This is a genomic window from Staphylococcus sp. HMSC067F07, assembly GCF_001837405.1.
In the GTDB taxonomy this organism is placed as follows: Bacteria; Bacillota; Bacilli; order Staphylococcales; family Staphylococcaceae; genus Staphylococcus; species Staphylococcus capitis.
In genome coordinates this window covers 544989-569902 of sequence record NZ_KV832234.1, presented here as the reverse complement: position 1 = coordinate 569902, position 24914 = coordinate 544989, and the positions used below count along the sequence as shown (strand labels likewise).

The 24914-nt window shown below is 33.4% G+C and carries 25 protein-coding genes and 1 riboswitch; of the genes, 5 read left to right on the top strand and 20 right to left on the bottom strand.

Annotated elements, in window-relative coordinates; genetic code table 11:
• Positions 1 to 66: 66 nt before the first annotated feature.
• Complete coding sequence (locus tag HMPREF2706_RS05950; RefSeq protein ID WP_049428326.1) at positions 67 to 1665, bottom strand: alpha-glucoside-specific PTS transporter subunit IIBC; 1599 nt, start codon at positions 1663 to 1665, stop codon at positions 67 to 69.
• 212 nt (positions 1666 to 1877) lie between these two features.
• Between HMPREF2706_RS05950 and HMPREF2706_RS05945 the strand changes: the two genes are divergently transcribed.
• The gene (locus tag HMPREF2706_RS05945) at positions 1878 to 2639 is read left to right on the top strand and encodes a MurR/RpiR family transcriptional regulator (protein WP_002432676.1); all 762 of its coding nucleotides are present in this window, start codon (positions 1878 to 1880) and stop codon (positions 2637 to 2639) included.
• A gap of 62 nt (positions 2640 to 2701) precedes the next feature.
• Here the strand turns inward: HMPREF2706_RS05945 and HMPREF2706_RS05940 are convergent, their stop codons facing one another.
• The 9 genes from HMPREF2706_RS05940 to hutU form a co-directional block, all read right to left on the bottom strand.
• Entirely contained in the window at positions 2702 to 3214 is a 513-nt protein-coding gene (locus HMPREF2706_RS05940; RefSeq protein WP_002432851.1) for an SRPBCC family protein, read from the bottom strand.
• Positions 3215 to 3341: 127 nt separating this feature from the next.
• Positions 3342 to 4643: a Na+/H+ antiporter NhaC family protein gene (locus HMPREF2706_RS05935; RefSeq protein ID WP_002432627.1), complete on the bottom strand. Its 1302-nt coding sequence runs from the start codon at positions 4641 to 4643 to the stop codon at positions 3342 to 3344.
• Positions 4644 to 4838: 195 nt separating this feature from the next.
• A riboswitch (SAM riboswitch) is annotated at positions 4839 to 4935 on the bottom strand.
• Positions 4936 to 5006: 71 nt separating this feature from the next.
• Positions 5007 to 5408: a hypothetical protein gene (locus tag HMPREF2706_RS05930; protein ID WP_070862254.1), complete on the bottom strand. Its 402-nt coding sequence runs from the start codon at positions 5406 to 5408 to the stop codon at positions 5007 to 5009.
• 14 nt (positions 5409 to 5422) lie between these two features.
• Entirely contained in the window at positions 5423 to 5596 is a 174-nt protein-coding gene (locus tag HMPREF2706_RS12220; protein WP_002453847.1) for a hypothetical protein, read from the bottom strand.
• Between the two features lie 189 nt (positions 5597 to 5785).
• The gene (locus tag HMPREF2706_RS05925) at positions 5786 to 6667 is read right to left on the bottom strand and encodes an SDR family oxidoreductase (RefSeq protein ID WP_030063404.1); all 882 of its coding nucleotides are present in this window, start codon (positions 6665 to 6667) and stop codon (positions 5786 to 5788) included.
• A 116-nt stretch (positions 6668 to 6783) separates the two neighbouring features.
• Positions 6784 to 7920, bottom strand: coding sequence for an amidohydrolase (locus HMPREF2706_RS05920; RefSeq protein ID WP_023351265.1), 1137 nt, complete (start codon positions 7918 to 7920; stop codon positions 6784 to 6786).
• Positions 7921 to 7923: 3 nt separating this feature from the next.
• Positions 7924 to 9102, bottom strand: a complete 1179-nt coding sequence (locus HMPREF2706_RS05915) for a SulP family inorganic anion transporter (RefSeq protein ID WP_070862253.1) — start codon at positions 9100 to 9102, stop codon at positions 7924 to 7926.
• Between the two features lie 227 nt (positions 9103 to 9329).
• Complete coding sequence (hutI, locus tag HMPREF2706_RS05910; RefSeq protein ID WP_049428328.1) at positions 9330 to 10565, bottom strand: imidazolonepropionase; 1236 nt, start codon at positions 10563 to 10565, stop codon at positions 9330 to 9332.
• On the bottom strand, positions 10565 to 12226 hold the full coding sequence (gene hutU, locus HMPREF2706_RS05905) for a urocanate hydratase (protein ID WP_070862252.1): 1662 nt from the start codon (positions 12224 to 12226) through the stop codon (positions 10565 to 10567). The genes hutI and hutU overlap by 1 nt, the downstream gene beginning before the upstream one ends.
• Before the next feature lie 269 nt (positions 12227 to 12495).
• On the opposite strand from hutU, the gene HMPREF2706_RS05900 reads away from it, so the two are divergent.
• The gene (locus HMPREF2706_RS05900) at positions 12496 to 13365 is read left to right on the top strand and encodes a LysR family transcriptional regulator (protein WP_002432524.1); all 870 of its coding nucleotides are present in this window, start codon (positions 12496 to 12498) and stop codon (positions 13363 to 13365) included.
• 119 nt (positions 13366 to 13484) lie between these two features.
• On the opposite strand, the gene hutG is transcribed toward HMPREF2706_RS05900, so the two are convergent.
• The gene (gene hutG / locus HMPREF2706_RS05895; RefSeq protein ID WP_049428332.1) at positions 13485 to 14420 is read right to left on the bottom strand and encodes a formimidoylglutamase; all 936 of its coding nucleotides are present in this window, start codon (positions 14418 to 14420) and stop codon (positions 13485 to 13487) included.
• Positions 14421 to 14666: 246 nt separating this feature from the next.
• On the opposite strand from hutG, the gene HMPREF2706_RS05890 reads away from it, so the two are divergent.
• Positions 14667 to 15743: a peptidoglycan release complex CPBP-like subunit SdpC gene (locus tag HMPREF2706_RS05890; RefSeq protein ID WP_049428334.1), complete on the top strand. Its 1077-nt coding sequence runs from the start codon at positions 14667 to 14669 to the stop codon at positions 15741 to 15743.
• A 168-nt stretch (positions 15744 to 15911) separates the two neighbouring features.
• On the opposite strand, the gene HMPREF2706_RS05885 is transcribed toward HMPREF2706_RS05890, so the two are convergent.
• The 5 genes from HMPREF2706_RS05885 to HMPREF2706_RS05865 all read right to left on the bottom strand — a co-directional run bounded on the left by HMPREF2706_RS05885 (position 15912) and on the right by HMPREF2706_RS05865 (position 20561).
• Entirely contained in the window at positions 15912 to 16598 is a 687-nt protein-coding gene (locus tag HMPREF2706_RS05885; RefSeq protein ID WP_023351260.1) for a ribose 5-phosphate isomerase A, read from the bottom strand.
• A gap of 224 nt (positions 16599 to 16822) precedes the next feature.
• Positions 16823 to 17833 carry an aldose epimerase family protein gene (locus HMPREF2706_RS05880; RefSeq protein WP_070862251.1) on the bottom strand — a complete coding sequence of 337 codons (1011 nt, stop codon included), beginning with the start codon at positions 17831 to 17833 and terminating at the stop codon, positions 16823 to 16825.
• A gap of 29 nt (positions 17834 to 17862) precedes the next feature.
• On the bottom strand, positions 17863 to 18189 hold the full coding sequence (locus HMPREF2706_RS05875) for a YnfA family protein (RefSeq protein WP_002432587.1): 327 nt from the start codon (positions 18187 to 18189) through the stop codon (positions 17863 to 17865).
• A gap of 244 nt (positions 18190 to 18433) precedes the next feature.
• Positions 18434 to 19669, bottom strand: coding sequence for an ABC transporter permease (locus tag HMPREF2706_RS05870; protein WP_070597501.1), 1236 nt, complete (start codon positions 19667 to 19669; stop codon positions 18434 to 18436).
• Positions 19662 to 20561, bottom strand: coding sequence for an ABC transporter ATP-binding protein (locus HMPREF2706_RS05865; RefSeq protein ID WP_070862250.1), 900 nt, complete (start codon positions 20559 to 20561; stop codon positions 19662 to 19664). Before HMPREF2706_RS05865 ends, HMPREF2706_RS05870 begins: the two co-directional genes overlap by 8 nt.
• A gap of 193 nt (positions 20562 to 20754) precedes the next feature.
• Here HMPREF2706_RS05865 and HMPREF2706_RS05860 point away from each other — a divergent pair, with 193 nt between their 5' ends.
• Complete coding sequence (locus HMPREF2706_RS05860) at positions 20755 to 22374, top strand: ribulokinase (RefSeq protein WP_070862249.1); 1620 nt, start codon at positions 20755 to 20757, stop codon at positions 22372 to 22374.
• Between the two features lie 44 nt (positions 22375 to 22418).
• On the opposite strand, the gene HMPREF2706_RS12370 is transcribed toward HMPREF2706_RS05860, so the two are convergent.
• The 4 genes from HMPREF2706_RS12370 to HMPREF2706_RS05840 all read right to left on the bottom strand — a co-directional run bounded on the left by HMPREF2706_RS12370 (position 22419) and on the right by HMPREF2706_RS05840 (position 24075).
• The gene (locus HMPREF2706_RS12370; RefSeq protein ID WP_037560636.1) at positions 22419 to 22889 is read right to left on the bottom strand and encodes a hypothetical protein; all 471 of its coding nucleotides are present in this window, start codon (positions 22887 to 22889) and stop codon (positions 22419 to 22421) included.
• A complete protein-coding gene (locus HMPREF2706_RS12365) occupies positions 22886 to 23164 on the bottom strand; it encodes a hypothetical protein (RefSeq protein ID WP_002469682.1) in 279 nt (92 codons plus the stop codon). The genes HMPREF2706_RS12370 and HMPREF2706_RS12365 overlap by 4 nt, the downstream gene beginning before the upstream one ends.
• Positions 23157 to 23354, bottom strand: coding sequence for a helix-turn-helix transcriptional regulator (locus HMPREF2706_RS05845; protein WP_002453866.1), 198 nt, complete (start codon positions 23352 to 23354; stop codon positions 23157 to 23159). The genes HMPREF2706_RS12365 and HMPREF2706_RS05845 overlap by 8 nt, the downstream gene beginning before the upstream one ends.
• 127 nt (positions 23355 to 23481) lie before the next feature.
• The gene (locus HMPREF2706_RS05840; protein ID WP_023351252.1) at positions 23482 to 24075 is read right to left on the bottom strand and encodes a DUF805 domain-containing protein; all 594 of its coding nucleotides are present in this window, start codon (positions 24073 to 24075) and stop codon (positions 23482 to 23484) included.
• 204 nt (positions 24076 to 24279) lie between these two features.
• On the opposite strand from HMPREF2706_RS05840, the gene HMPREF2706_RS05835 reads away from it, so the two are divergent.
• Positions 24280 to 24888, top strand: coding sequence for a DNA-3-methyladenine glycosylase (locus HMPREF2706_RS05835; protein WP_023351251.1), 609 nt, complete (start codon positions 24280 to 24282; stop codon positions 24886 to 24888).
• The last annotated feature ends 26 nt before the right edge of the window (positions 24889 to 24914 follow it).

Below are 24914 nucleotides of genomic sequence, written 5' to 3'. Positions count from 1 at the left end.
TTTGACAATAAAACATCTCAAGAAGATATAATTTTTTCTCCTTGAGACGCTTATTGTGATATTTAATTACTTTTCTTCCTCGTAAACTAAATGTTCAAACGCTTCTCGTACTTGAGGTACAGACATACCGACTACAACTTGCACACTTTTACCACTTTTCACTAAACCGTGAGCCATTTGATTATGTGTAAAATAACTACTATCTTGAACTTTACTTTCATCATTCACTGTTAAACGTAGGCGAGTTGTACAATTTGTTACGTCTTTAATATTCTCTTTACCACCTAGGCCTTTTAAATAGTAAGCTGCTTTGTCATCATATTCGTTCCCAGTTGATTTTGGTTGTTCTGATGAAGCAGTGCCACCTTTCTTATCTTTATAATCTTGTTTAGAAAATAGTTTTACTTCTTCTGTTCCTTTTTTTCGACCTGGAAGTGGTATATCAAATTTAAGAATTAAAAATCTAAATAGGAAGAAGTAGATTCCCACAAATATAAAACCAATCACTACTTGAGCAACATATGTCATCCAGTGATCTTTACCTAACGGGATCCAGTTTGTAGCTAAGAAATCTAGCACACCGCCTCCCATATTACCTACAACACCAAAAGCATACATTAAAGTATCCATTGTAGCTGCCAAGATAGCATGGATCACAAATAAATATGGTGCAATAAATAAGAATGTAAATTCAAGAGGTTCAGTAATACCAGCAACAATCGCTGTTAGCGTTGCAGGTATGAGTAGTGCTGCCACTTTCTTACGATTTTCTTTCGGTGTTGTCGAGTACATTGCAAGCGCAATTCCTAAACATCCAAATACTTTACCATTGCCTTGTAACATAAAACCATAATGGAATTGTTCTTTTAAAGGTTTACTACTTTCAGCAAATTGATTCAAATGCTGTAACCATTCTGCTTTTAAACCGTGATTTACTACCACAGGTCCTACCTCAATTGGCGCGTATATAAAGTGATGTAATCCTGTAGGGATTAATACGCGTTCTAAGAAATGGTATAACCACACGCCAACGTATCCAGAAGAAATGATAAAATGCTGTATTGATGCAATTCCATGTTGAATTGTTGGCCAAACCACACATGTTATTGCTGCAATAGGTAACATTACAAAGAATGAAATGGTAACTACAAATGTGAGGCCTTGGAAAACCCCTAACATTTCTGGCAGTCTTTTACTATAGTATCGATTATGTATCCATGTAATAATCCCTGAAATAATAATAGCCCCTAAAATATTTGTATCTAACGTTTCTATCCCTGCTATAGCTTTTAATCCAGTGACGTTTTCTACGCCTTTCTTTAAGTTAGCACCAAACGTATGAGGCCATTGCGTTAGAATCGCGTTAATAAATGTGTTAAACATTAAATAACCCATCAACGCGGCTAATGCTGCATGCCCAGGTGCTTTTTTAGCTAAAGATAGAGGTAAACCCACAACAAAGACGATTTCCATGTGATTAAAGATGACCCATCCGCCTGACTCTATCACTGACCAGAATTTGAACCAGAATGTATGCTGATCTGCTAAACCGCCCATGATTGTTGGATTTTTGAAAAGTGTCGCAAACCCAAGTACGATACCAAAGAAAGCAAACATCAACACTGGCACGATCATCGCACTACCGAATCGTTTGATAGCATTCATAATTAAAACCTCCACATCCCAATCTATTTCTCACTATCATTTACTTATATGTTTATTAGTAAGTGTTAGTATCTCTAAATAAGTTAATTTCAATATATAGTAAACGCTTACATAATAACAACGACGTTGACGCATTTTGAAACTATTTTGTATAATCAGATTATATTTTCATTGAACGGAAATTTTTTCATGCAAAACAATGAGGTGCTTAAATGATACTAGATGAACGTGTGAACACTCATTTCGATAAATTGAATGATAATGATATACAAATCGCAAGTTATGTTAATACACATATAGAAGAATGTAAAAATATGAAAATTCAAGATTTAGCTGTACATACGCATGCATCAAATGCCACTATCCACCGTTTTACACGTAAACTAGGATTTGATGGCTACAGTGATTTTAAATCATTTTTGAAATTTGAAAATGAAAAAAAGAATCAGCTTCCTTCTGATTCAATGGAACAATTTAAACAAGAAATAGCAAATACCTTTAGTTATTTAGATCGCATTGATTATCAATTATTAACGAATAAAATGCATGAAGCCACTACGATTTATCTTTACGGAACAGGACGCGCTCAAATGAATGTGGCTGAAGAAGCACAACGTATTTTACTTACAATGCATAAAAACATTATAATCCTACATGATGTTCATGAATTAAAAATGGTGTTAAATAAAACTGTTCCAGAGGATTTATTCTTTATTATTTCATTATCTGGCGAGACATATCAATTGACCGAAGTTACACAGCTTCTTCAATTAAGACAGAAATATTTTATCTCAGTAACAACGATGAAAGATAACTCACTCGCTCAACAAGCAAACTATAATATATATGTTTCAAGTAATACATTTTATTTAAATGACGGTACCGATTATTCAAGCTTTATTAGTTACCATATCTTTTTTGAAACACTTTTAAGAAAATATAATGAACGTAAAGAAAAAAATGAATTATTATAAATAAAATCGCAAGCATTATTTGTAACACCTAGGGGCTACTCATTTAATGCTTGCGATTGTTTTTAATTATGCTGTTGTTCTTCTAGTTCTTCTAATATATGTTGCATTTGATCAATCATTAATTCAAAACCATGCGCAGTTGAATCATGATATTCTTTCTTCTTCTGTTTGTACTCCAACGCAGTTAAACGTCTTTCCTTTTCAACTAATGAGCGGTAGTAAAACAACATTTGAGTACCACCATTTTCACGTTCAAAGAATTCTACTTCTATGACATCCTCTTCGGCGCTTAAACCAGGCATACCTATTGTCATTTTAATGTATTCATCCATTACAAGCTCTTCGTATTTACCTTCGATAACATTTTGCTTCCCATTTCTACTATCTACTATACGATATGTACCGCCTTCTTGGACATCCGCTTCAAAAGTCTTATTTGTACGTGGTGTTGTCATGAACCATTGTTTAAGAATCTCCACTTTTGTCCATGCTTCATAAACAACTTCTGGAGTAAATTTTAGTAAACGTTCGATGTCGATTTCTACGTGTTCATTCTCTACATTATATTTTGCCACTCTCTTTCACCTACTTTCACTCTTATTTCTATTTTAACGTATTTAAGCTATGTCACAAACTCTGAAAGCTCTGAAAAAGTTAAAAGGAAGCTAAAATCTAAATGAGTAGCTTCCTTTTAATTTATATTTATTTTTGAGGTTTATCTTTTAAACGAGGGACTCTCAAAATAATAGCCACTAAACCACAGATTCCTAATAAAATTGGATAGATACTATAAGGAACAAGTAAGAATGGAGAAATACCAGCAACACCAGCTGCTGAAATAACTTGAGGACTATATGGGAGTAACCCTTGGAAACATCCTCCGAATATATCTAATATACTAGCTGACTTGCGCGGATCGACATCATACTCATCAGCAATATTCTTGGCTAAAGGTCCTGCCATAATAATAGAAATTGTATTATTAGCAGTAGATATATCCGCGGCACTTACTAAACTGGCAATACCTAATTCTGCACCACGTTTAGATTTAACTCTAGCACGTACAAACTGTAGTAACCAATCTATGCCACCATTATGTTGAATGATACCTACAAGGCCACCAATCAGTAATGCTATCATTGCAATATCTTCCATTCCAATTATACCTTTAGATACGGCACTGAGAAGTCCTTTCCAACCAAAGGAACCATCAATTAATCCTATTAAACCTGCTAAGGCTGTACCACCAATGAGTACAATGATGACGTTTACACCTACAAGTGCGAGTATCAGTACTAATAAATATGGAATAACTTTAATTAAGTTATAATCATAACTTTTGGCATGATCGATTGAAATACCATTCGTTAAGAAAAATAAAATTATAATCGTTAAAATAGCACCTGGTAAAACGATTTTAAAATTAACTCTAAACTTGTCATTCATCTTAGTCTTTTGAGTTCTTACTGCAGCAATGGTAGTGTCCGAAATCATTGACAGATTATCACCAAACATTGCACCACCGACTACCGTAGCCATAGCTAAAGCTGCGGGCACATGTGTTGCTTGTGCGAATCCAAATCCTACTGGGGCTATCGCTGCAACAGTCCCAACTGATGTCCCCATCGAAATAGACACGAACATACAAATAACAAATAGGCCTACAATGATTAAATTTTGAGGAATCAATGATAAACCTAAATTAACAGTAGATGTAACACCACCCATTTTTTCAGCAGTAGTTGAAAACGCACCTGCCAAGATAAAAATTAACATCATCAAGATAATGTTCGAATGTCCAGCACCTTTAGTAAATACTTCTACCTTCTTGGCAAAAGATTCTTTTCTATTCATAAGTAAGGCAACGATTACTGTTATTGTAATTGCAACATTTAAAGGCATAGTTGTAAAATCTCCTGAAATAATTCCTACACCTAAAAAGAGTAATACAAATAGGAGTAATGGGAGCAGGGCCCACGCGTTACCTTTCTTTACTTTCTCCATAAATTTGACCTACTTTCCATAAAAATAGGAGCGAAACAGAAATTTCATTCTCAATGAATCATTTCTTCATTCCGCTCCGGTAAGTGACTTTATTTGAAAACTAACCCAAGTGTGTATCAATAGAGTCAACTCATACCAACAAGTGATTAAAAGATATGTTATTTCACCATTTATACTCTGTTGGCATAGCATTTCAGCTTATCTTCTAACCTTAGCGGTTACTGGAATTGGCACATGATAAAATGTTGCCGAAGCTTCCTAGGGCCAGTCCCTCCACTTCTCTCGATAAGTTATTCGAATTGTGTCTAACGTTACAAGATAATTATAGACACGTCAATACATAAAGTTTATTGTATTTTAAAATTATTCTTCAATCTGTGTAGTGAAAAATTTCTCATAAATCGTGATTGCTAAAGCAACAATAATCAATAACACAATAGCTACACCAAAAACAATCCACCATTTCAAATAAAGACTTATAAATATGAGTAAAATGCTTATAATTGTTGAACATAAAGATACCCTTTTGAAAATTTTTTCAGTTCTAACCGATACAATTTTATATTCACTCATTTCGTCGCCATGAAGAAATTTACCATTTTTTGCTTCACTAATTTTAAGCTTCACTTCAAGGACGTAAGCAATACTTCCAGAACAAATAATGATTAGTAGCATCGTAACATTTGAAAAAGGTTGTGTAATAACACAACTGAACATTCCAAAATAAGCAAGTGCAGAAACAATTGCTAAAATATAATCAATCACAGGATTAAACCAAGTTATACCTTTTTTACATTCTCGTTAACTAAATAAACATTAACTGCAGAAATATATGTACAAATAATCACAGCTATAGCTAATATTACTATTAGATTATGATGGCACAATATTAGTGACGGTAAAGCTAAAGCAATTAAGATATTAGGTAACCATCTGATTAAAAAATTCTTCATTTTATAATCACCTTTATTCTATATTTCACCAATCACATACATCTTACATGAAAGCTTCAACTATTATCAAATCACCATTTAATATGGTGAAAACTTTCTACTCTCACACTAAAAAATGGGAACTCAGTCGAGTCCCCATCACCTTAAAATAATCAATATATAATTTACATATTAAAAGTAAATCAATTGTTAGTCGATTTGCGTACCACCTGTTACACCAAAGACTTGGCCAGTAGTATAACTTGAATCTTCTGAAGCAAGTAAAACGTAAGTACCTGATAATTCAACTGGTTGACCGGCACGACCCAGTGGCGTTTGTTGTCCAAATGTAGGAATTGCACTTTGAGGTTGACCTCCAGTAATTTGAAGCGGTGACCAGAATGGCCCAGGAGCAACACAATTCACTCGAATACCTTTCGCACCAAGTTCTTCAGAGAAACTTTTCGTTAATGAAATAATTGCTGCTTTAGAAGCTGCGTAATCATGTAAAATTGGACTCGGATTATATCCTTGAACGGAAGACGTCGTCGTAATTGATGAGCCAGGTTTTAAATATTCTAACGCTTTTTGAACTGTCCAGAATACTGGATATACATTCGTTTCAAACGTCTCTGCGAAAGCTTCAGTATTAAATCCGTGAATATCATCATGATATTGTTGGTGGCCGGCAACTAACGTTACATTATCTAAACCGCCTAATTCATTATAAGCCGTTTCTACCATATCATAGTTAAACTGTTCATCCCTTAAATCTCCAGGAATTAGAATACCTTTCTGACCAGCATCCTCAATCACTTGTTTTACTTCTTGTGCGTCTTCTTCTTCACTCGGTAAATAGTTAATAGCCACATCTGCACCTTCTTTAGCATAAGCGATTGCAGCTGCGCGTCCAATTGCTGAATCTCCTCCAGTCACTAACATCTTATAGCCTTTTAATCTCTCATGACCTTTGTAAGATGTTTCACCACAATCAGGTTGAGGTGTCATTTTCGATTGTAGACCTGGTAACTCTTGCTCTTGTTGATCATAATCAGACGTTTTAAATTTATTTCTAGGATCTTGTGCTGACATCATTCATCATCTCCATATTTAAGATTTAATATTATTTACCCATCATAAAGTATATTTTAATCATCATTTTATCTCTGAAAATGAATTCAATAGCACTTTAAATAGCTACATGGCAACTATTGCCGTATAGATTTACCATTCAATAACTTTTTAACGAGCGTTACAAAATACGTTGGTACTTTCTCTAAAATACGTTCATCTGGGTCATATTTAGGATGATGCAAATCATATTCACTATTTGAGCCAATGATAGCAAAGACACCAGGATAATCTTTCGTATAACCTGAGAAATCTTCACCAATCGTTAGTGGTTCTTCCATCATTTGAATGTTGTAACCTACTTCCTTAGCTGCTTCAATCGCTTGTTGGGTAAGTGTTTCATCATTTACGACAGCACCCGGTAATTGTGTATATTCGAATTTAATGTCTACATTAAATGCTAGAGATAACCCATCTGAAATTTCTTTCATACGTTGCTTTATAAGTTGACGTTTTTTAGAATCAAATGAACGAACAGTACCTTGAATATAAGCTTGATCAGCGATGACATTCCATGTATTCCCACATGACACTTCCCCTATCGTAACGACCGCACTATCAAATGCTGATAAATTACGACTCACAATAGATTGTAGGCTGTTAATCAGTTGACCTACTACAATGACCGGGTCATTTCCTTGTTCTGGTTTTGCTGCATGAGCACCTTTTCCTTGAATATGAAACTCAAAACGATCTACAGCGGAAGTGATTACACCACTTTTAATCGCGAATTCACCAATGTCTAGTGAAGGATAATTATGAAAACCTAAGACTGCTTTAACGTTCTTAAGTACTCCAGTTTCACTTAACTTAATTGCACCATGACCTAATTCTTCAGAAGCTTGAAACAATATTCTCACTCGTCCACTTAATTCGTTTTCAAGCTCTTTAAGTTGAGTTGCTACGCCTAAAATACTTGCCATATGGATATCATGACCACATGCATGCATTACTCCTTCATTTGTAGATGTAAACTCGTGCACAACTTGTTCGTTTATCGGTAATGCATCAATATCAGTTCTTACTGCAATCACCGGTTCACCTCTACCTATTTCAGCCACTAAACCCGTTTCTAAAGGTACATCTAAAATGGTTATATCAAAACTTTCAAGTATACGTTTAAGTCGCTTTGTAGTTTCATACTCTTTATCAGAAAGCTCTGGGAATTGATGAAATGTACGTCTCCAATTAACATAATCTGAATAATTTGGCATAAGCTATTCAGTCCCTTCTTTTTTAAAAAATAAGCGTAAAATGTAGTAAAATAACGTGCCTGCAATAACTCCAATAGCTAAATTATTAGTAATTAAAATTAAAATCATCGTTAATCCCATAACCAATCCACGTTTAACTGGTGCACCTTTAATATGTTGAAAAGTGCGTCTATCAAAGGTATTCAAAGAAATAGTAATGAGTACCGAAGCGAGTACCACCATTGGTATTAAACCAACGAGTTGTCCTAAGACGAACACACATAATAATAAGAAAATACCGGTAGTGAGCGTCGCTACTCGTGTTCTTGCTCCCATACGATAATTAAATTTCGATTGTCCAACTAAACCGCTTGAACCATATCCTCCGAATAAACCAACGATAATATTTGATAACCCTTGTCCTACAATCTCTCTGTCTTTATTAGTTGGATGTTGTGAAATCATATTCATCATATCATTTGTTAAGTTGGTTTGGATTACTGAAATAACGGACATTGTGAAAGCATATTTTAAAGCAATGAAGAAAGCACTCAGTTCAAACATTTCTTGAGGTATATGAATCGATGGCATTGAAAAGTGTATATCCGCCATATCATGTACGTATTGCAAATTCGGATGAATAAGCCATGTCGCAAATGTTAATACGATAATAGTAATCAGCGGTGCCGGAATTACTTTAATTGTTCTAGATGAAATAAAAATAATTATAAAAGTGAGTGCACTTACCACATAAGTTGCTATTGAGATACCAAATATATACTTCATTTGTGTCCACAATAATAGAAGTCCCAAGGCGTTCATAAACCCCATCACAACAGTATTAGGTATGAGTTTTAATATTTTATCAATATGGCATAAACCAAATATAAATAAAATCATTCCCATGAGTATTGTTGCAAGAGCCAAATAATGAACCCCATATTGTTCTACTAAAGGCCCACCTATGATAGAAATACCACTACTTGGTCCTGAAACCATTGCTAACCTTTTACCGAACAAAGAAATGAGACACATCATTAAACCACAACTCATCAGTCCTAACGTTGGCTTAATATGTACTATAAAAGAAAAAGCAATAGCGACCGGTAATAGTGCTAATGCCATGAGTATACCTGCTAAAATATTTTGACCATAATGACCTTTCCATTCCTCTATATAAGCAATTTTATGCAACTCGGTCATTAATACATCCCCTTTTTGCTAAGCTTTAGAGGCTTCATTTCAAACTATTGAACCTCTCATATCGATATAAGTATAATCATTATTTTCACTTTTTCACTATATTATAAACCTCTCGTTTGAATATAAAAAGGCGAGCCCTCAAAGGACTCGCTAAAGACTATAAACGAACGCTTTAACACTTTTTGATAACATAACCGCCTAGCTCATTTACAAGTAACTGATTTACTTTAATCTAACTTAAATTCATTATCCACGATAACTTTACCATCTTTAATCACTTTTTGAGCGTGATTAATACCGAAATGATATGGGATATACTCATGGTTTGGCGCATCCCAAATTACAATATTTGCTTGGTCCCCTTGATTAATCGTACCTGCATCAGCATCAATTGCTTTAGCTGCGTTTACTGTCACGGCATTCCAAACTTCATTTGGTGATAATTTTAATTTCAATGCAGCAATCGCCATCGCAAGTTGTAAATTATTTGTTACGCTACTACCTGGATTGTAGTCAGTTGCTACTGCAATCGCACCACCATTATTCAACATACCACGTGCATCTGCGTAGTCATTTTTATCTAAGTAAAATGTTGTAGCTGGTAATAATACCGCCACAGTATCACTATTTTTAAGTTTAGCTTTACCTTCTTCACTAGAAGCAACTAAATGGTCAGCTGAAATTGCACCTTCATCAATAGCCAACTCTAATCCGCCTAATGGATCAATTTCATCAGCGTGAATTTTAACTTTAAATCCAGCTTCTTTAGCCTTTTCCATATATCGCTTAGATTCTTCAACTGAGAATACACCAGTTTCACAAAAAATATCAGCAAAATCTGCATATTCTTTAACTTCTGGTAATAATTTAATCATTTCTTCTAAGAACGCTTCATTAGATTCAGCTTCTTCAGGCACTGCATGCGGCCCTAAGAAAGTGTGTTTCATGTTTAGGTTATATTTTTCAGCTAAACGGTTCGATACTCTTAACTGTTTTAATTCATTTTCTTTATCTAAACCATAGCCACTTTTACTTTCTACTGTTAACACACCATGTTTAATCATTGTTAGTAAATCATGCTCTGCTTTTTTGAAAAGATCTTCCTCACTAATTTCTCGAGTAGACTTTACAGTTGAAAGAATACCTCCACCAGATTCCAATATTTCTAAATAGGATTTCCCTTGGCGTTTTAATGACATTTCATGTTCACGTGAGCCACCAAAAATGAGGTGTGTATGCGCATCTACAAGTGCAGGAGATACCACTCTACCACTAGCATCAATGACCTCTTTAGCCTCATAGTCATCTGTATGAGGTCCAGAGTAAACCACTTTCCCATCTTTAATTACAACTGTACCATTCTCTACAACTTCTAATTCGTCCAACTCTCCCCCTTTTAAAGGTTTGTCAGTAGATTTAGGTAAAATTAATTCTTGAATATTTTGGATTATTAAATCATTCATTATTTATCACCTGCTTCATCAATCATTGGAATTTGGACACCTTTATCTTTAGCCGTTTTAATAGCGATGTCATATCCTGCATCAACGTGTCTCGCTACTCCCATACCCGGATCTGTAGTTAAAACTCGTCCTAATCTTCTATCAGCACGTTCTGAACCATCTGCTACTACTACCATGCCAGCGTGTAATGAATAACCCATACCTACACCGCCACCATGATGGAATGAAATCCAAGAACCACCAGCTGCAGTATTAATCAATGCGTTGAGTACAGCCCAATCACCAACTGCATCACTGCCATCTTGCATACCTTCAGTTTCGCGGTTAGGACTTGCTACTGAACCAGAGTCTAAATGGTCACGTCCTATAACAATGGGTGCTGAAATTTCTCCATCACGTACAAGCTTGTTTAAAGCTAGACCCATCTTTGCACGTTCACCATAACCTAGCCATGCAATTCTTGATGGTAAACCTTGATACGAAATTTTTTCTTCAGCTAAATCTAACCATCTTAATAATTTTTCATTATCTGGGAATAATCTTCTCATTTCTTCATCAGCACGTTCGATATCTTTAGGATCACCACTTAATGCTGCGAATCGGAAAGGTCCTTTACCTTCACAGAAGAGTGGACGGATATATGCTGGTACGAATCCTGGAAAGTCGAAAGCATTTTCAACACCATTATTGTATGCAACTTGACGAATATTATTACCATAATCAAATGCTACAGCACCAATTTTTTGGAATTCCAACATCAACTCAACGTGCTTAGCCATTGAAGCTTCAGATAATTCTACGTATTTTTTTGGATCTTCTTGACGTAATTTCTTCGCTTCCTCAACAGAATAGCCTTGTGGCACGTAACCATTTAATGGGTCATGCGCACTCGTTTGGTCTGTAATGATATCAATTTTGAAACCTTTATCTAAAATTGCTTTATGAATATCCACTGCATTACCAACTAAACCAATTGATAGAGCTTCACCTTTGTCTTTTGCCTCTTGAGCCATTTTTAGAGCTTCATCTAAATCCGTAGATTTAACATCACAATATTTTGTTTCTACACGTTTATCAACACGTGTTTCATCAACGTCCACACAAATTGCGACTCCGTTATTCATAGTTACAGCAAGTGGCTGTGCCCCACCCATACCACCTAAACCTGCAGTTAAAGTAATTGTTCCTGTTAAATCACTTTTATATTCTTGATTAGCTAATTCAGCGAAGGTTTCATAAGTTCCTTGAACGATACCTTGTGAACCTATATAAATCCAACTTCCAGCGGTCATTTGACCATACATGATTAACCCTTTTGTATCTAGTTCATTAAAGTGATCCCAGTTCGCCCATTCTGGAACTAAAACTGAGTTTGATATTAAGACACGTGGCGCTTCTTCATGCGTTTTAAATACGGCAACTGGTTTACCAGATTGCACTAACATCGTTTCATCTGCTTCAAGATCACGTAAAGTGTTTTCAATTGCTTCAAACGCTTTCCAATTACGAGCAGCCTTACCAATACCTCCGTAAACAACTAATTCTTCAGGATGTTCAGCAACTTCTGGGTCTAAGTTGTTATATAACATTCTTAATACCGCTTCTTGCTCCCAACCTTTACACTCAATATCTAAACCCTTTTTTGCTTGAATTTTTCTCATATTAATCTCTCCCATCTGGAATAATCATTCAAACCTATTTAAATGAGCTCAGCAACCCTATTTGAAAAATGAACCCCCTTCTAAACGAATATTAATTAAGAAGCTTTAATGCCATTAGAAAATTAATTAAATATTCAAATAATTCAAATTCCAAACATTTAGACTGCTTTAAATATCTTACATTTATAGTATAATGTACTAAGATATAGACAACAAATATAAATAAACTAATTATTTATAACTTAAAACTATAAATAGGGGTGTCACACTTGAAGATTATTCAGCTTGAATATTTTTTAGCTATAGTTAAATATAATAGTTTTACTAAAGCGGCTAATTTCCTTCATATAAGCCAACCTTCGCTAACAGCAACAATTAAAAAGATGGAAGCTGATTTAGGTTATGACTTATTTATGCGTACAACTAAAGACATTAAAATCACTGAAAAAGGCATTCAATTTTATAAGCATGCGACACATATCGTACAGGAATATCGTTCCACAGTTGAAAAAATGTATGACTTAAATATTACATCTGAACCTAGAATTAAAATGGGAATGTTAGAATCCACAAGTCAATGGATGGGTAAAGTGATAAAACAACATCATAATGATTATCCTAATCAACAATATCGTATGTACGAAGTACATGACCGTCATTCATCTATAGACAAATTGCTTAATTTTGATGTTCATTTTGCACTAACGAATGAAGAAATCACTCATGAAGATATCGCATCTATTCCATTGTATAAGGAACCTTATGTGTTAATTACGCCTAAGGATGAATTTCCAAATCAGAAGACAATTACTATTGAGCATCTTCCTCTAATAATGCCAAACAAAAATTCACAAGTACGTGACCATTTAGATGATTATTTCAATCGTATGAATCAACACCCTAATATAGTCTTAGAAGCCGATCGCTTTGAATCAGCAACAAACTTTGTTCATTTAGGATTAGGTTATGCAGTGATACCTCGTTTTTATTATCAATCAAATTTTACTAATGATTTGGATAGTATTAAAATTCGCCCGAATTTAGGACGTAAGATTTTTATTAATTATTTAAATAAGCGTAAGCATTCTGAACAAGTAATGTCTTTAATACAACTTTGTATAGCGTATTGGGATACTTAAATAAACTTATATTAAAAAAAGCCCAATTAGCGTTAAAATTATCTTTGTGACGCTAATTGGGCTGTTGTATATCATGAATATTTATTTTTTCAATATTAGTAATCCATTTTTTAAAGGTATTAAATTAAGAAATGATGAACTAAGTTTGCTACTAGTTTTGCAGTACGATTATCTAAATCATACTCAGGATTCATCTCTGCTATACTAATCGAAGCCACTTTCTCACTAGGAATAATACGTTTCGCTAGCTCAAATACAGTATGAGGATAGATACCTAAAACGGCAGGCGCACTCACACCAGGCGCAAATGCACTGTCTACAACGTCCATACACACAGTAAACATGATGACATCATGATCATGTATAAAATGTTCAATCATATCTTTAATCGGGGGAGAAACTTGGTGTAGCAACTCATCTGCGTACACATATTGAACATTCTTCTCTTTAGCAAAATCGAATAAACCTTGAGTATTACCACCTTGAGAAATACCTAATACCATGTAATCAGCATTATCGTCTTGATCTAGAATCTGTCTAAAACTAGTACCCGACGTAGACTCACCTTCGTCACGAGTATCAAAATGTGCATCAATATTTATAACACCGATAGACTCATTTGGATAAACTTTACGCGTGGCTAAATATTGTGCATAAGCAATATCATGTCCACCACCAAGTAAGAAAGTTTGTTTATGATTTTGAATTGATTTCGCTGCAAGCTCAGCATACTCTTGTTGCGTATCTATAAGTGAATCATGATCATGTTCTACATTACCGTAATCAATGAGCTCTTCACATTGATTTAAATCTGGCAATCCAGCAAAGGCTTGTTTAATTTTATTAGGTCCTTCTTTTGCACCTACACGACCTTTATTTAATTCAACCCCTTTATCTACAGCATATCCAAGTATACCTACACCTTTGGGGTTATTAGTTTTTTCAACTTTAGTTAAATCTCCAAATTTTACAGTTTGGAAATGTCTAAATTGTCTTGAATCTGTTTCACTATCTAAACGACCTTTCCATAAATCCGGTTCCGCAAGTCTATACATGATATTTCCCCCTTAATTTATTTATTATATAAACTATTTAAAGTATAACTATTGATGTTATCGAATTCAACGCTAGTAGTTAAGTGATACCCTCTATTAAAATTGATTAATTACGATTATCTAACAAAATACTTCAGGACTATTACATTTTTATGATAATTAAAATAGACAATTTAAACATATGCTTGTAAGATGTATAATTGCAAATAAAAGAAATTTGGCTGTTACCTAATGGAGGTTACAAAAATGAAAAACTCTCGAATTTCTGGGTTTCAATGGGCAATGATGGTCTTTGTCTTCTTTGTTATTACAATGGCCTTATCCATTATACTTAGAGATTTCCAAGCGTCCATTGGAGTTAAAAGATTTGTTTTTGACATCAAAGACTTAGCTCCATTTATTGCATCATTAGTATGTATTTTAGTATTTAAGTATAAAAAAGAACAATTAGCCGGATTAAAATTTTCATTCAGTCTAAAAGTTATTGAACGTATCCTATTAGCACTCATTTTACCGCTTATCATTTTTATGATTGGTATGTTCTGTTTCAATACTTTTGCTGACAGTTTTATCCTTTTACAAACATCAGATTTATCAGTATCTTTAATTACAATTCTAATTGGCCATTTATTAATGGCGTTTGTTACTGAATTTGGTTTCCGTTCATACTTACAAAGTATTCTTGAATCTAAGATGAACACATTCTTTGCTAGTATTATTGTAGGTGTAATTTATTCAATCTTCACCGCAAACACTACTTATGGTATTGAATATGCTGGTTACCATTTCTTATATACATTTATGTTCTCGATGATTATTGGTGAATTAATCAGAGCAACACATGGACGTACAATCTATATTGCGACTATATTCCATGCAGCAATGACATTCGCCTTAGTTTTTCTTTTCAGTGAAGAAACTGGTGATCTTTTCTCAATGAAAGTGATTGCACTTTCCACTACAATTGTAGGCGTATTGTTTATCATTATCAGTTTAATTATTCGTGCCATTGCTTACAAAACAACGAAACAAAGTTTAGATGAAGTGCAACCCAATAATTATTTAGACCACACCGAAGAAGATGATTTTGAAAGTCATAAAAATGATGATTCAAAAAATCATCAATTTGAAAATGATAGCGTTGCTAATAAAGAAGATAATAATTCAGAAGCGAGTTCAGAGCATTCAAACACGAGTGATACAGATTTAAAGGACAGCGCTAAATATACAGAAGATCGTCATTCATCTGTTGTTAGCGATGTAAAGAAAGAAATTAATCAAGTTGAAGAACAAGACATGAGTGATTCAACTAAAAAAGAATAATTAAGTATATTAAAGGCAACTTCTAAATTAATTCAGTAGAAGTTGCCTTTTAATTTTGTTTATTCAAATTCTAAATTTCATTTGCAAAACCATATTTTGATACCAGGATTGATGACAATACACCTATGTAAGTCATTTCAAAAATTTATCTCATCATCTTAACTCAATTTATTTATCCATGATTTTTACGCCATTTTGGGTACCTACAATCACTTGATCAGTCATATCGAGAAAATATCCTGTTTCTAATACTCCTGTTAAATGAATCAAAAATTCATGCATTTCATACGGATCAATGCCTTCTGGTAAATTACAATCTAATATATAATTTCCATTATCTGTTGTAAATGGAACGTCTTCATTCACACGTCTATTCACTTTTACGCCCTTAATACTCTCAATCTTTTTGGAAACTTGATACCAATTAAATTTATCAACTTCAACTGGTAAAACAAACGTTTGACCTAAATAGTCAACGATTTTATTTTCATCGGCAATGACAACAAACCTTTCAGCCATTTCATCAATCACTTTTTCTCTGAACAGTGCACCGCCCCCACCTTTAATAAGGTTGAGATTTGGATCAACTTCATCTGCACCATCTATAGCAAGATCAATTTTTTTTACGTCGTTGACTTCAACAATGTTTATATCTAACTCCTTGGCAAGAAAAGCAGTTTTATTTGATGTGCACACGCCTGTAATTTCGTAATGATGTTGATGAATCAACTCAGCAATTTTAGGTACTAACAACTCAATAGTACTTCCTGTACCGATTCCGAGTGTCATACCATCTTTTATTTGGCTCGTTACATCATCTAATGTCATAAGTTTAAGTTCTTTTACGTCTTTCATTAGCCGAAAGTCTCCTTTTCTCTTTAATCCTTAATATTATTTTACATGACTTTGTTTATTTTTGAATACCCGATTATTTTTAAAAAAGTCTGTACATTATTACTTCATCAATTTTTAAATTTTTGAAAGTGTTGCTGAAACAGCCTTTATATTTTGAGATAATAAATAATTTTAAAACTAAAAAATCGGATACTACTGCTATAAAGCAATGTATCCGATATGAGTTACTTTTCATTGATTTGATAACTTGTTTTAGAAAAATATGGTGTATGGGGGTTTAAAATTGATTGTGCTTTTTCTCCATACATATTAATGTCATTAGGAATATGTTGCGTTTCTACTGTGAAACCAGAATGAGATTTATAAATATTAAAATCGCTGTCCCAATTTTGAGGTTCGTTAAATGTAAATATAACCATATTGGGCATGTCCGTTTCGATCAGAAGTTCAAACTCTTTATTATCTATAGCAAGTTGTTGGTCACCCACTTTAAATGGATGATCTAAACCTTTATAACGTTGCATTTGTTCTTGAAGCTTTTGATTCGTACTATCAAATATATCTTTAAAGAGAATGTGTTCGTCTTCAAATATTTGACTAAAGTTGAGTGGCTCATCGCCTGTCACGATATTTTCATCATCAAGTGTATACATCTTTAACGATGAACTGGACATTCGATGATTATCAACCACATTGTTATCACGATTTAAATTAAAATATACATGGTTTGTAGGGTTGAATAATGTCCTTTTCGTTGATTCAGCTTCATATTGTACAGTCCATCGATGGTCAGCATCATATGTATGCGTTACCTTAATAGTCATATCTCCAGGATAATGATCTTCCATTTCTTTAATTGTTGTAGTGAATATAATTTTAATTTGTCCAATTTCATCAATAATTTCATAATCAAAGATACGTTTATCCAGACCTTTGGAACCACCATGAATATGATGTGGGCTATCATTGTTCTCTAATTCATATGTATGTCCATCTAACTTAAATGATGCATCTTTAATCCTACCTGCATAACGACCAATTGTCGCACCAAAGTTAAATGGATTTTCAAAATAGAATTCATCCGCTTCTACTACATTCCCTAAAATAATGTTATTGTCATGATATTTCCACGATACAATTCTAGCACCGTAGTTCGAGAATACAATTTTTGTTTCATCATTATCGATTTTAATTAAATCAACATCATGTCTTTGATGCTCAACTTCAACTATCATTACATAATCTCCCTTTCAACCACGTTAAATTAAGCTCTGCTAGGTAATAACATGACAAGCACACCGATGATACATATTATAGCGCCTATAACATCATATTTATCTGGCGATTGTTTATCTACTACATAAGCCCAAAACAGGCTCATTATAATAAATACGCCTCCATAAGCTGCATATACTCTACCAAAAGTAGGAAATGATTGAAACGTTGCAACCACGCCGTAAAGTATGAGTATGATGCCTCCCATTAAACCTAGCCAATATGTATGGCCTTCCCTTAACCATAACCATATTAAATAGCCTCCGCCAATTTCACAAAGGCCTGCTAATATAAAAATAAATACTGGATAAAACACGATACAATGCACCACCCTATCAAATAGTCTCATTCTTTATTGTTTAGAGGTAGATAAACTCAAAAGAAATTTATTTAATATGTTAAGTTACATTGTATCAATGTTAAATTCTATAAATCTATCATTAATTTAACGACGATGTTTTCACTTACATATTGTTACACTTTTTCTTTTATTATTCCATAGGTTAACCACATAAAAAGCCAAATATTTGATGAAAATTCAAATACTTGGCTTTACTGAGTTATTTATTTTTAATGAGTCGATGTATAGATTTAAATAATCCTTTCTCAAATGTGAGAACAGAATCTTTATATGTTTTTACTGCTATCCATAATAATAAGATAATCACAATCACTGATAACCCCATGCTGACAATAATTTCCCATATGTCTAGATCAGATGATTGAGATCGTACTAATAATTCGAACGGTGCTAAAAATGGTATAAAACTTGTAATCTTAGTGAGTAACATATCTGGCTTCATGATACTAAATATCGCGATGTAAAATGCAATCATAGCTAATAATGTTAATGGCATTAAAGTTTGATTCATATCTTCAATTCTTGAGACGAGCGATCCAAGAATAGCTGCAAGCAACACATAAGAGAAAATACCTACAATCAGACATAGCAAGCTCACAACAATAATTTGCCATGCAAGGTGATTCATTTGTATATCAAAGTTTTTGAACAATTTCTTTAAATCAAATGCAAATATACATATTAATGCCGTAAGAATAATCATGATAACTTGAGTGAAAGCAACAGCAATTACTGCAGCAATTTTAGCAAGTATATGTACAACTGGTGAAACACTTGTAATTATCATTTCTATCACCCGGGATGTTTTCTCCGTAGCAATTTCCATTGCCACTTGACCTGCAAAGTTGAAAATGATGAAAAATATTAGCATTAATGTTGCGTAAATCAAAATGTAATTTAGCGTTTTTTGGCCAGAATTTAATTGACTATCTTCTTTATCAGACATGATTTTACTATCTACTTGACTTTGCGATTGCAATTGTTTTAACTCTTTTTGGCTTAAGTCAAGCTTTGAGGCAACTAAATGAGATTGCATTGTTGTTAATACTTCAGTAAACCGCTGTTTATCTTCAACATCAACATTGTCCTTACTTAATATAGTACCTGACAATTGATTATCTTTATTTTGTTTGACTATATAGGCTCTATCTAATTTTTCATTTTTAACTAACTTTTCTGCTTTGGTTTTACTTACTTTTTTAAATTTCGCGTCATCTTCAAGACTATGTCCTTGTTGCTTTAACACTTTATATATTTGTTCATTCTGTGTAACTATACCTACTTTATCTGGACCATGATCAAATAACCCCATAATTTTATCTATGTTTGAAAGTCCAACCATGAGCACAACAACGATGGCCATAAATATAATAAATGCTTTTGATTTAATTTTACTCATATAAGTGAGTTTGAATGTTGACCAAAATTTACTCATGTAGTTCACCTACTTTATCGATAAATATATCATTAAGCGATGGTTCTAAGACTTGAAAACGTCTCACGTATCCTTGTTTAATTACAGTATTATAAATCTTTTCCGCAACCGCTTCATTTTCAATCGTTAAACGAACATCATGTTTACGATGCTCCTTTTTCAAGATTCCTGGTATATCATCAAGACCATCTATCTGGTGATCTGATTCGACGATAACTAATTTATTACCATGTTCAGAGCGAACTTTCTGTATATCTCCTGAAACAACAAGTTGTCCTTTATCAATAATACAAACGTCATCACATAGTTCTTCAACGTGCTCCATTCGATGTGAGCTATATATTATAGTAGATCCTTTATCATTTAAATCTTTAACTGCACGTTTAAGTAATTCAACGTTAACGGGATCTAGCCCACTAAAAGGTTCATCTAAAATAAGTAATTCTGGCTCATGAAGCATACTTGCAAGTAATTGAATTTTTTGTTGATTACCTTTAGATAAAGATTGAATACGTTTCTTTCGATTCTCAGTAATTGCAAATCGCTCTAACCAATAATCAATACGTTGTTGAATATCTCTACTTGATAAACCTTTTAAAGTGGCAAGATAAGTGAGTTCTTCCTCTACAGTCATTTTGGGATGTAGGCCACGCTCTTCTGGCAAATAGCCAACTTTGTTATACATATGTTTGTTAATATTTTTCCCTTCATATGTAATATGGCCTGTTGTTGTTTCACTTAAGCCAAGAATCATGCGAAATGTCGTTGTTTTTCCCGCACCATTTCTCCCTAAGAATCCCAACATTTTCCCCTTATCAAGTCTTAGCGAAATATCATTTACTGCTGTAAAATATCCAAATTTCTTGGTGACATGTTCAATTAACAAACCCATCGTTTCTACTCCTAACACTAAAATTTCTATTTTGAATTCTTTTTCAATATAACATTATTTAATTGCATAATATAAGTAAACTTCATAAAATTAATAAACTTTACAAATAATTTTGAAAGCCCTATCATTATTCACAAACAATTCATCGTTAGATAGACGTTGATTATCTTCATAAAATAAAGGGGTTAGTAAAATGAGCTACAGTATTGGAATTGATTATGGCACCGCTTCTGGTCGAGTGATTCTGGTGGATACATCAAATGGCGATATTATTTCAAGCTATGAAGAGACATATCCTCACGGTACTATTGCTGAATCACTATACGGGGAAACGTTACCGCGTAATTATTTTTTACAAAATGCTGATGATTATCAGTACATACTTGAAAATGGTGTTACGCATGTATTAGAAGAAAGTCAAGTGAATAGAAATGAGGTAATAGGAATTGGTGTAGATTTTACAAGTTGTACTATTGTATTTTTAGATGAACATTTCGAACCTCTACATAGACATGATAATTTTAAAAGTAATCCCCATGCATATGTCAAATTATGGAAGCATCATGGGGCTCAAGATGAAGCAACACAAATGGTTGAAGTTAATCAACAAGAGAATCAGAACTGGCTTGATTATTATGGTTCAAGCGTCAATAGTGAATGGATGATTCCGAAAATACTTGAAATGAAACATAAAGCTCCTGAATTGTTAGAACACACTCATTATATTATGGAAGCTGGAGATTACATTACCAGTTTACTTACATATAAAAATATACGTTCCAATTGCGGTATAGGTTTTAAAGGCTTTTGGAATAGAGAAAATGGTTTTAACTATGCGTTTTTCGAAGCTGTAGACAAAGATTTACCTAATATTGTAAAAGAAAAATGTGAAGCACCAGTAATTAATATTGGAGAAAGCGCAGGCACTTTAGCTGAATATTATCAGGAATTGTGGGGACTTCCCTCTCAAGTTCAAATTTCTCCATACATGATTGACGCACATTCAGGCGTTCTAGGAGCAGGTGCCATTGAACAAGGCGAATTCACAGCTGTTATTGGAACGAGTACCTGCCACCTTATGCTAGATCCTAAACAAGAACCTATTCCTGCAATTACTGGTTCAGTAAAAGATGCTATTATACCCGGTTTATATGCCTATGAAGCAGGCCAAGCCGCTGTTGGTGATCTATTTAATTACTCAGAACAACTGGCTCCAAAGTCAATTACTGATACTGCCCTTGAAAGTGATGTCCCCTTACTTGAGTACTTGGAAGAGTTAGCAAGTAATATTAATGTAGAAGATCAACATGTTATAGTACTTGATTGGCACAATGGTAATAGAAGTATTCTAAGTGATAGTCACCTTACAGGTAGTGTGTTCGGTTTAACATTACAAACACCTTTCGAAATGATTCATCGTGCTTACTTAGAATCTACTGCCTTCGGTACAAAAATGATAATGAATCAATTTGAAGACCATCATATTCCTGTTCATACCGTTTATGCTTCTGGGGGTATCCCTAAAAAAAGTAAACTCTTAGTCGATATTTACGCCAATGTGTTAAATAAAAAAGTAGTTGTGCTGGAATCATCAAACGCAACAGCATTAGGCGCTGCTATGTTAGGCGCAAATGTTGGTGGTGCTTATTCGACGCTTAAAGATGCTGTAGAGCATATGAAGCAACCTATTCATTACGTTAAAGAACCTGAAAGCGAAAAAGTGAAAGCTTATAAAAGACTCTTTGATAAGTATCGTCAACTTCATGATATTCTTGGACGTGAACATCCAACTTTATCTTATATACACAAATAATAAATAGTGGTCAAAGTAGATATTTTACTTTGACCACTATTATTTTAAGCTTTTTTTATCTTGTGTACTTTGAATAAAGCAATGGCTATAAAAATGACAATTATAAGAAGTGTAATCAAAGGTGCATACGGCATATGGTGCATAACCACTGAAATGATGATATCTACAATGGATATGATTAATAATGCAGGTAATAACCATATACAATTTTTGGCATATTCCATTTCTATTCTCATTCGTTCATACTCATCGCTAAAATTGTATTGAGGGATTAAATTAAGTAACCTATCTGTGGTATTCAGCTTTTCCTTAGCTGGTGCGGTAGGTGTCTTTGATACTTTAATCCTTTTATCACTGAGTATCAAAATTATAAATGGTACAATAAATGGAGTAATTTGCGAAAATTGAAACCTATCGATATGGCCCTTAGTTACTAAAGGCACAATGATTAAATTTACTAAAAGTAAATAAATGCTAGTAATACCGAAAGCTATCATACGTTTTTTTAAACTCATTTTTTAAGCCACTTTTTCTCTTCTTCATTTCTAACATATATTTCTTTCGATTCTTCACTATACCCATTTGTCATTAACATACATGCTAATACGATGAGACAAAGTAATACACCTATTAAATAAGGTGATAAATAAGACCTCTCAACATCAAAAATAGCTTCAAAATATAACAAAGCCAACATTAAAATAGATACAAGGGCACTTATTTTGGCAAATAAGCGATTAAATTGTTCTAGTTGATACTCGTCTTTGACATTAAATAGCTTGCTAACCATTTTTATCCTCCCAAAACAAATCGTTCAATGTGACATTGAGTTCTTTAGCGATGTTTATACATAATTTCAAAGATGGATTATATCTATCATTTTCTATCATATTAATCGTTTGTCGAGAAACGCCTACTGCTCGGGCTAAAGCAAGTTGCGATATTTTTTGATGTGCTCTATATTGCTTTACTCTATTCAATGTTACAGCCCCTTTTCCTCAATCATAATTACTTTTATCATAATAAAATGAACAATGAATAGTCAATTATATACGACATCCTTACCTAAAAAAACGACCTCATAAAGAGATCGCTTAAAATTTGAAATTATTCATCTTTATCTAATGGATTATGATTTTCGCCATCTAAACTATGATTGAAATCTGTAAATTTAGGACTCGGACCATACTTATTAGTTTCTTTTTTACTATTTAAACATGTCATCACTAAAACATAAATTGAGAAAACCCAGATGAATATATTTAATATCATAATAAAAGTTAAAGCATATCCATTTTCAGACGTATTAGGATTTTCCACAATAATATTAGATATGATATATATGATAAAATTGGCAACAATAAAACAAATAGGTATCAACATTGAAAGTGACAAATCATGAAATCTACGCACTAAAATAGCTAAATTGGGAATTAATGTTGCGAGTGAATAGATTAGATACCATAAACCACCTATAATAAGACACGCTCCACCGAAGAGAAGACTACCTTCTTTATTACTTATTGCACCAGAAATAATAAAAACGTACCCAAGAAATAGTCCTATGATGCCAGGAATCATAAATATTAAATTCCACAACATAGCATACCAAAATTCACTACGTCTTGAGCGTCCTTTGAAGTTCACATAGTTAGACCAAAATAATTTAAGCGCTTGTCCAAATCTCGCTTTTTGTCGCATATTTAAATCTCCTTTATGCTCTGTTATGTAAAAGTGTTTTAAATTTATTTACTCTTTGATAAATTAAGAAGAGTACACTTGGAAAGTAACTAGCATTTTGAGTATATCAAAACATAAGTTTAATCAAAATATATAATTAAATTTATTTCTCAATTTAAAAAGTCAAAAAGAATTCTTATTATAAATTTCTAAGGTGAGATCACAGTGGACTTTATTAATAAACAAACGATTCAAACAGCAAAAGATTTATTAGGGGTTAAAATCATATATCAAGATGAATACCAATATTATTCTGGTTACATTGTAGAAACTGAAGCCTACTTAGGTTTTAAAGACAAGGCTGCACATGGTTATGGTGGAAAGCAAACTCCCAAAGTCACCTCACTATACAAAAATGGTGGGACCATATACGCACATGTCATGCATACTCATTTATTGATTAATTTTGTTACTCGCACTAAGGGTGTTCCAGAAGGAGTACTCATTCGTGCAATTGAACCAGAAGACGGTATTGAAGCAATGAAAGCTAATCGTGGAAAAACTGGATATGAGATAACTAACGGTCCAGGTAAATGGACTAAAGCTTTAAATATACCAAGAGCTATCGATGGCTCAACATTAAATGATTGCAGATTATCCATAGATACTAAAAACAGAAAATTTCCTAAAGAAATAATTGAAAGTGGAAGAATAGGCATCCCAAATAAAGGAGAATGGACTGATAAACCCTTACGTTATACTGTCAAAGGAAATCCCTATGTATCACGAATGCGTAAATCAGACTTTCAAAACCCAGATCATACTTGGAAATAATTAGAAAGCGAGGAACTCGTTAAGAG

Bases quoted from the DNA above. Each gene is read 5' to 3' on its own strand.
- HMPREF2706_RS12220 (WP_002453847.1), bottom strand. From the start codon at position 5,596: ATGAAGAATTTTTTAATCAGATGGTTACCTAATATCTTAATTGCTTTA.
- HMPREF2706_RS12365 (WP_002469682.1), bottom strand. From the start codon at position 23,164: ATGGTTAGCAAGCTATTTAATGTCAAAGACGAGTATCAACTAGAACAA.
- HMPREF2706_RS05920 (WP_023351265.1), bottom strand. From the start codon at position 7,920: ATGCCAAATTATTCAGATTATGTTAATTGGAGACGTACATTTCATCAA.
- HMPREF2706_RS05890 (WP_049428334.1), top strand. From the start codon at position 14,667: ATGAAAAACTCTCGAATTTCTGGGTTTCAATGGGCAATGATGGTCTTT.
- HMPREF2706_RS05885 (WP_023351260.1), bottom strand. From the start codon at position 16,598: ATGAAAGACGTAAAAGAACTTAAACTTATGACATTAGATGATGTAACG.
- HMPREF2706_RS05935 (WP_002432627.1), bottom strand. From the start codon at position 4,643: ATGGAGAAAGTAAAGAAAGGTAACGCGTGGGCCCTGCTCCCATTACTC.
- HMPREF2706_RS05915 (WP_070862253.1), bottom strand. From the start codon at position 9,102: ATGACCGAGTTGCATAAAATTGCTTATATAGAGGAATGGAAAGGTCAT.
- HMPREF2706_RS05925 (WP_030063404.1), bottom strand. From the start codon at position 6,667: ATGTCAGCACAAGATCCTAGAAATAAATTTAAAACGTCTGATTATGAT.
- HMPREF2706_RS12370 (WP_037560636.1), bottom strand. From the start codon at position 22,889: ATGAGTTTAAAAAAACGTATGATAGCTTTCGGTATTACTAGCATTTAT.
- HMPREF2706_RS05950 (WP_049428326.1), bottom strand. From the start codon at position 1,665: ATGAATGCTATCAAACGATTCGGTAGTGCGATGATCGTGCCAGTGTTG.
- HMPREF2706_RS05865 (WP_070862250.1), bottom strand. From the start codon at position 20,561: ATGGGTTTGTTAATTGAACATGTCACCAAGAAATTTGGATATTTTACA.
- HMPREF2706_RS05840 (WP_023351252.1), bottom strand. From the start codon at position 24,075: ATGCGACAAAAAGCGAGATTTGGACAAGCGCTTAAATTATTTTGGTCT.
- hutU (WP_070862252.1), bottom strand. From the start codon at position 12,226: ATGAGAAAAATTCAAGCAAAAAAGGGTTTAGATATTGAGTGTAAAGGT.
- HMPREF2706_RS05880 (WP_070862251.1), bottom strand. From the start codon at position 17,833: ATGATAGTTGAAGTTGAGCATCAAAGACATGATGTTGATTTAATTAAA.
- hutG (WP_049428332.1), bottom strand. From the start codon at position 14,420: ATGTATAGACTTGCGGAACCGGATTTATGGAAAGGTCGTTTAGATAGT.
- HMPREF2706_RS05860 (WP_070862249.1), top strand. From the start codon at position 20,755: ATGAGCTACAGTATTGGAATTGATTATGGCACCGCTTCTGGTCGAGTG.
- HMPREF2706_RS05870 (WP_070597501.1), bottom strand. From the start codon at position 19,669: ATGAGTAAATTTTGGTCAACATTCAAACTCACTTATATGAGTAAAATT.
- hutI (WP_049428328.1), bottom strand. From the start codon at position 10,565: ATGAATGATTTAATAATCCAAAATATTCAAGAATTAATTTTACCTAAA.
- HMPREF2706_RS05945 (WP_002432676.1), top strand. From the start codon at position 1,878: ATGATACTAGATGAACGTGTGAACACTCATTTCGATAAATTGAATGAT.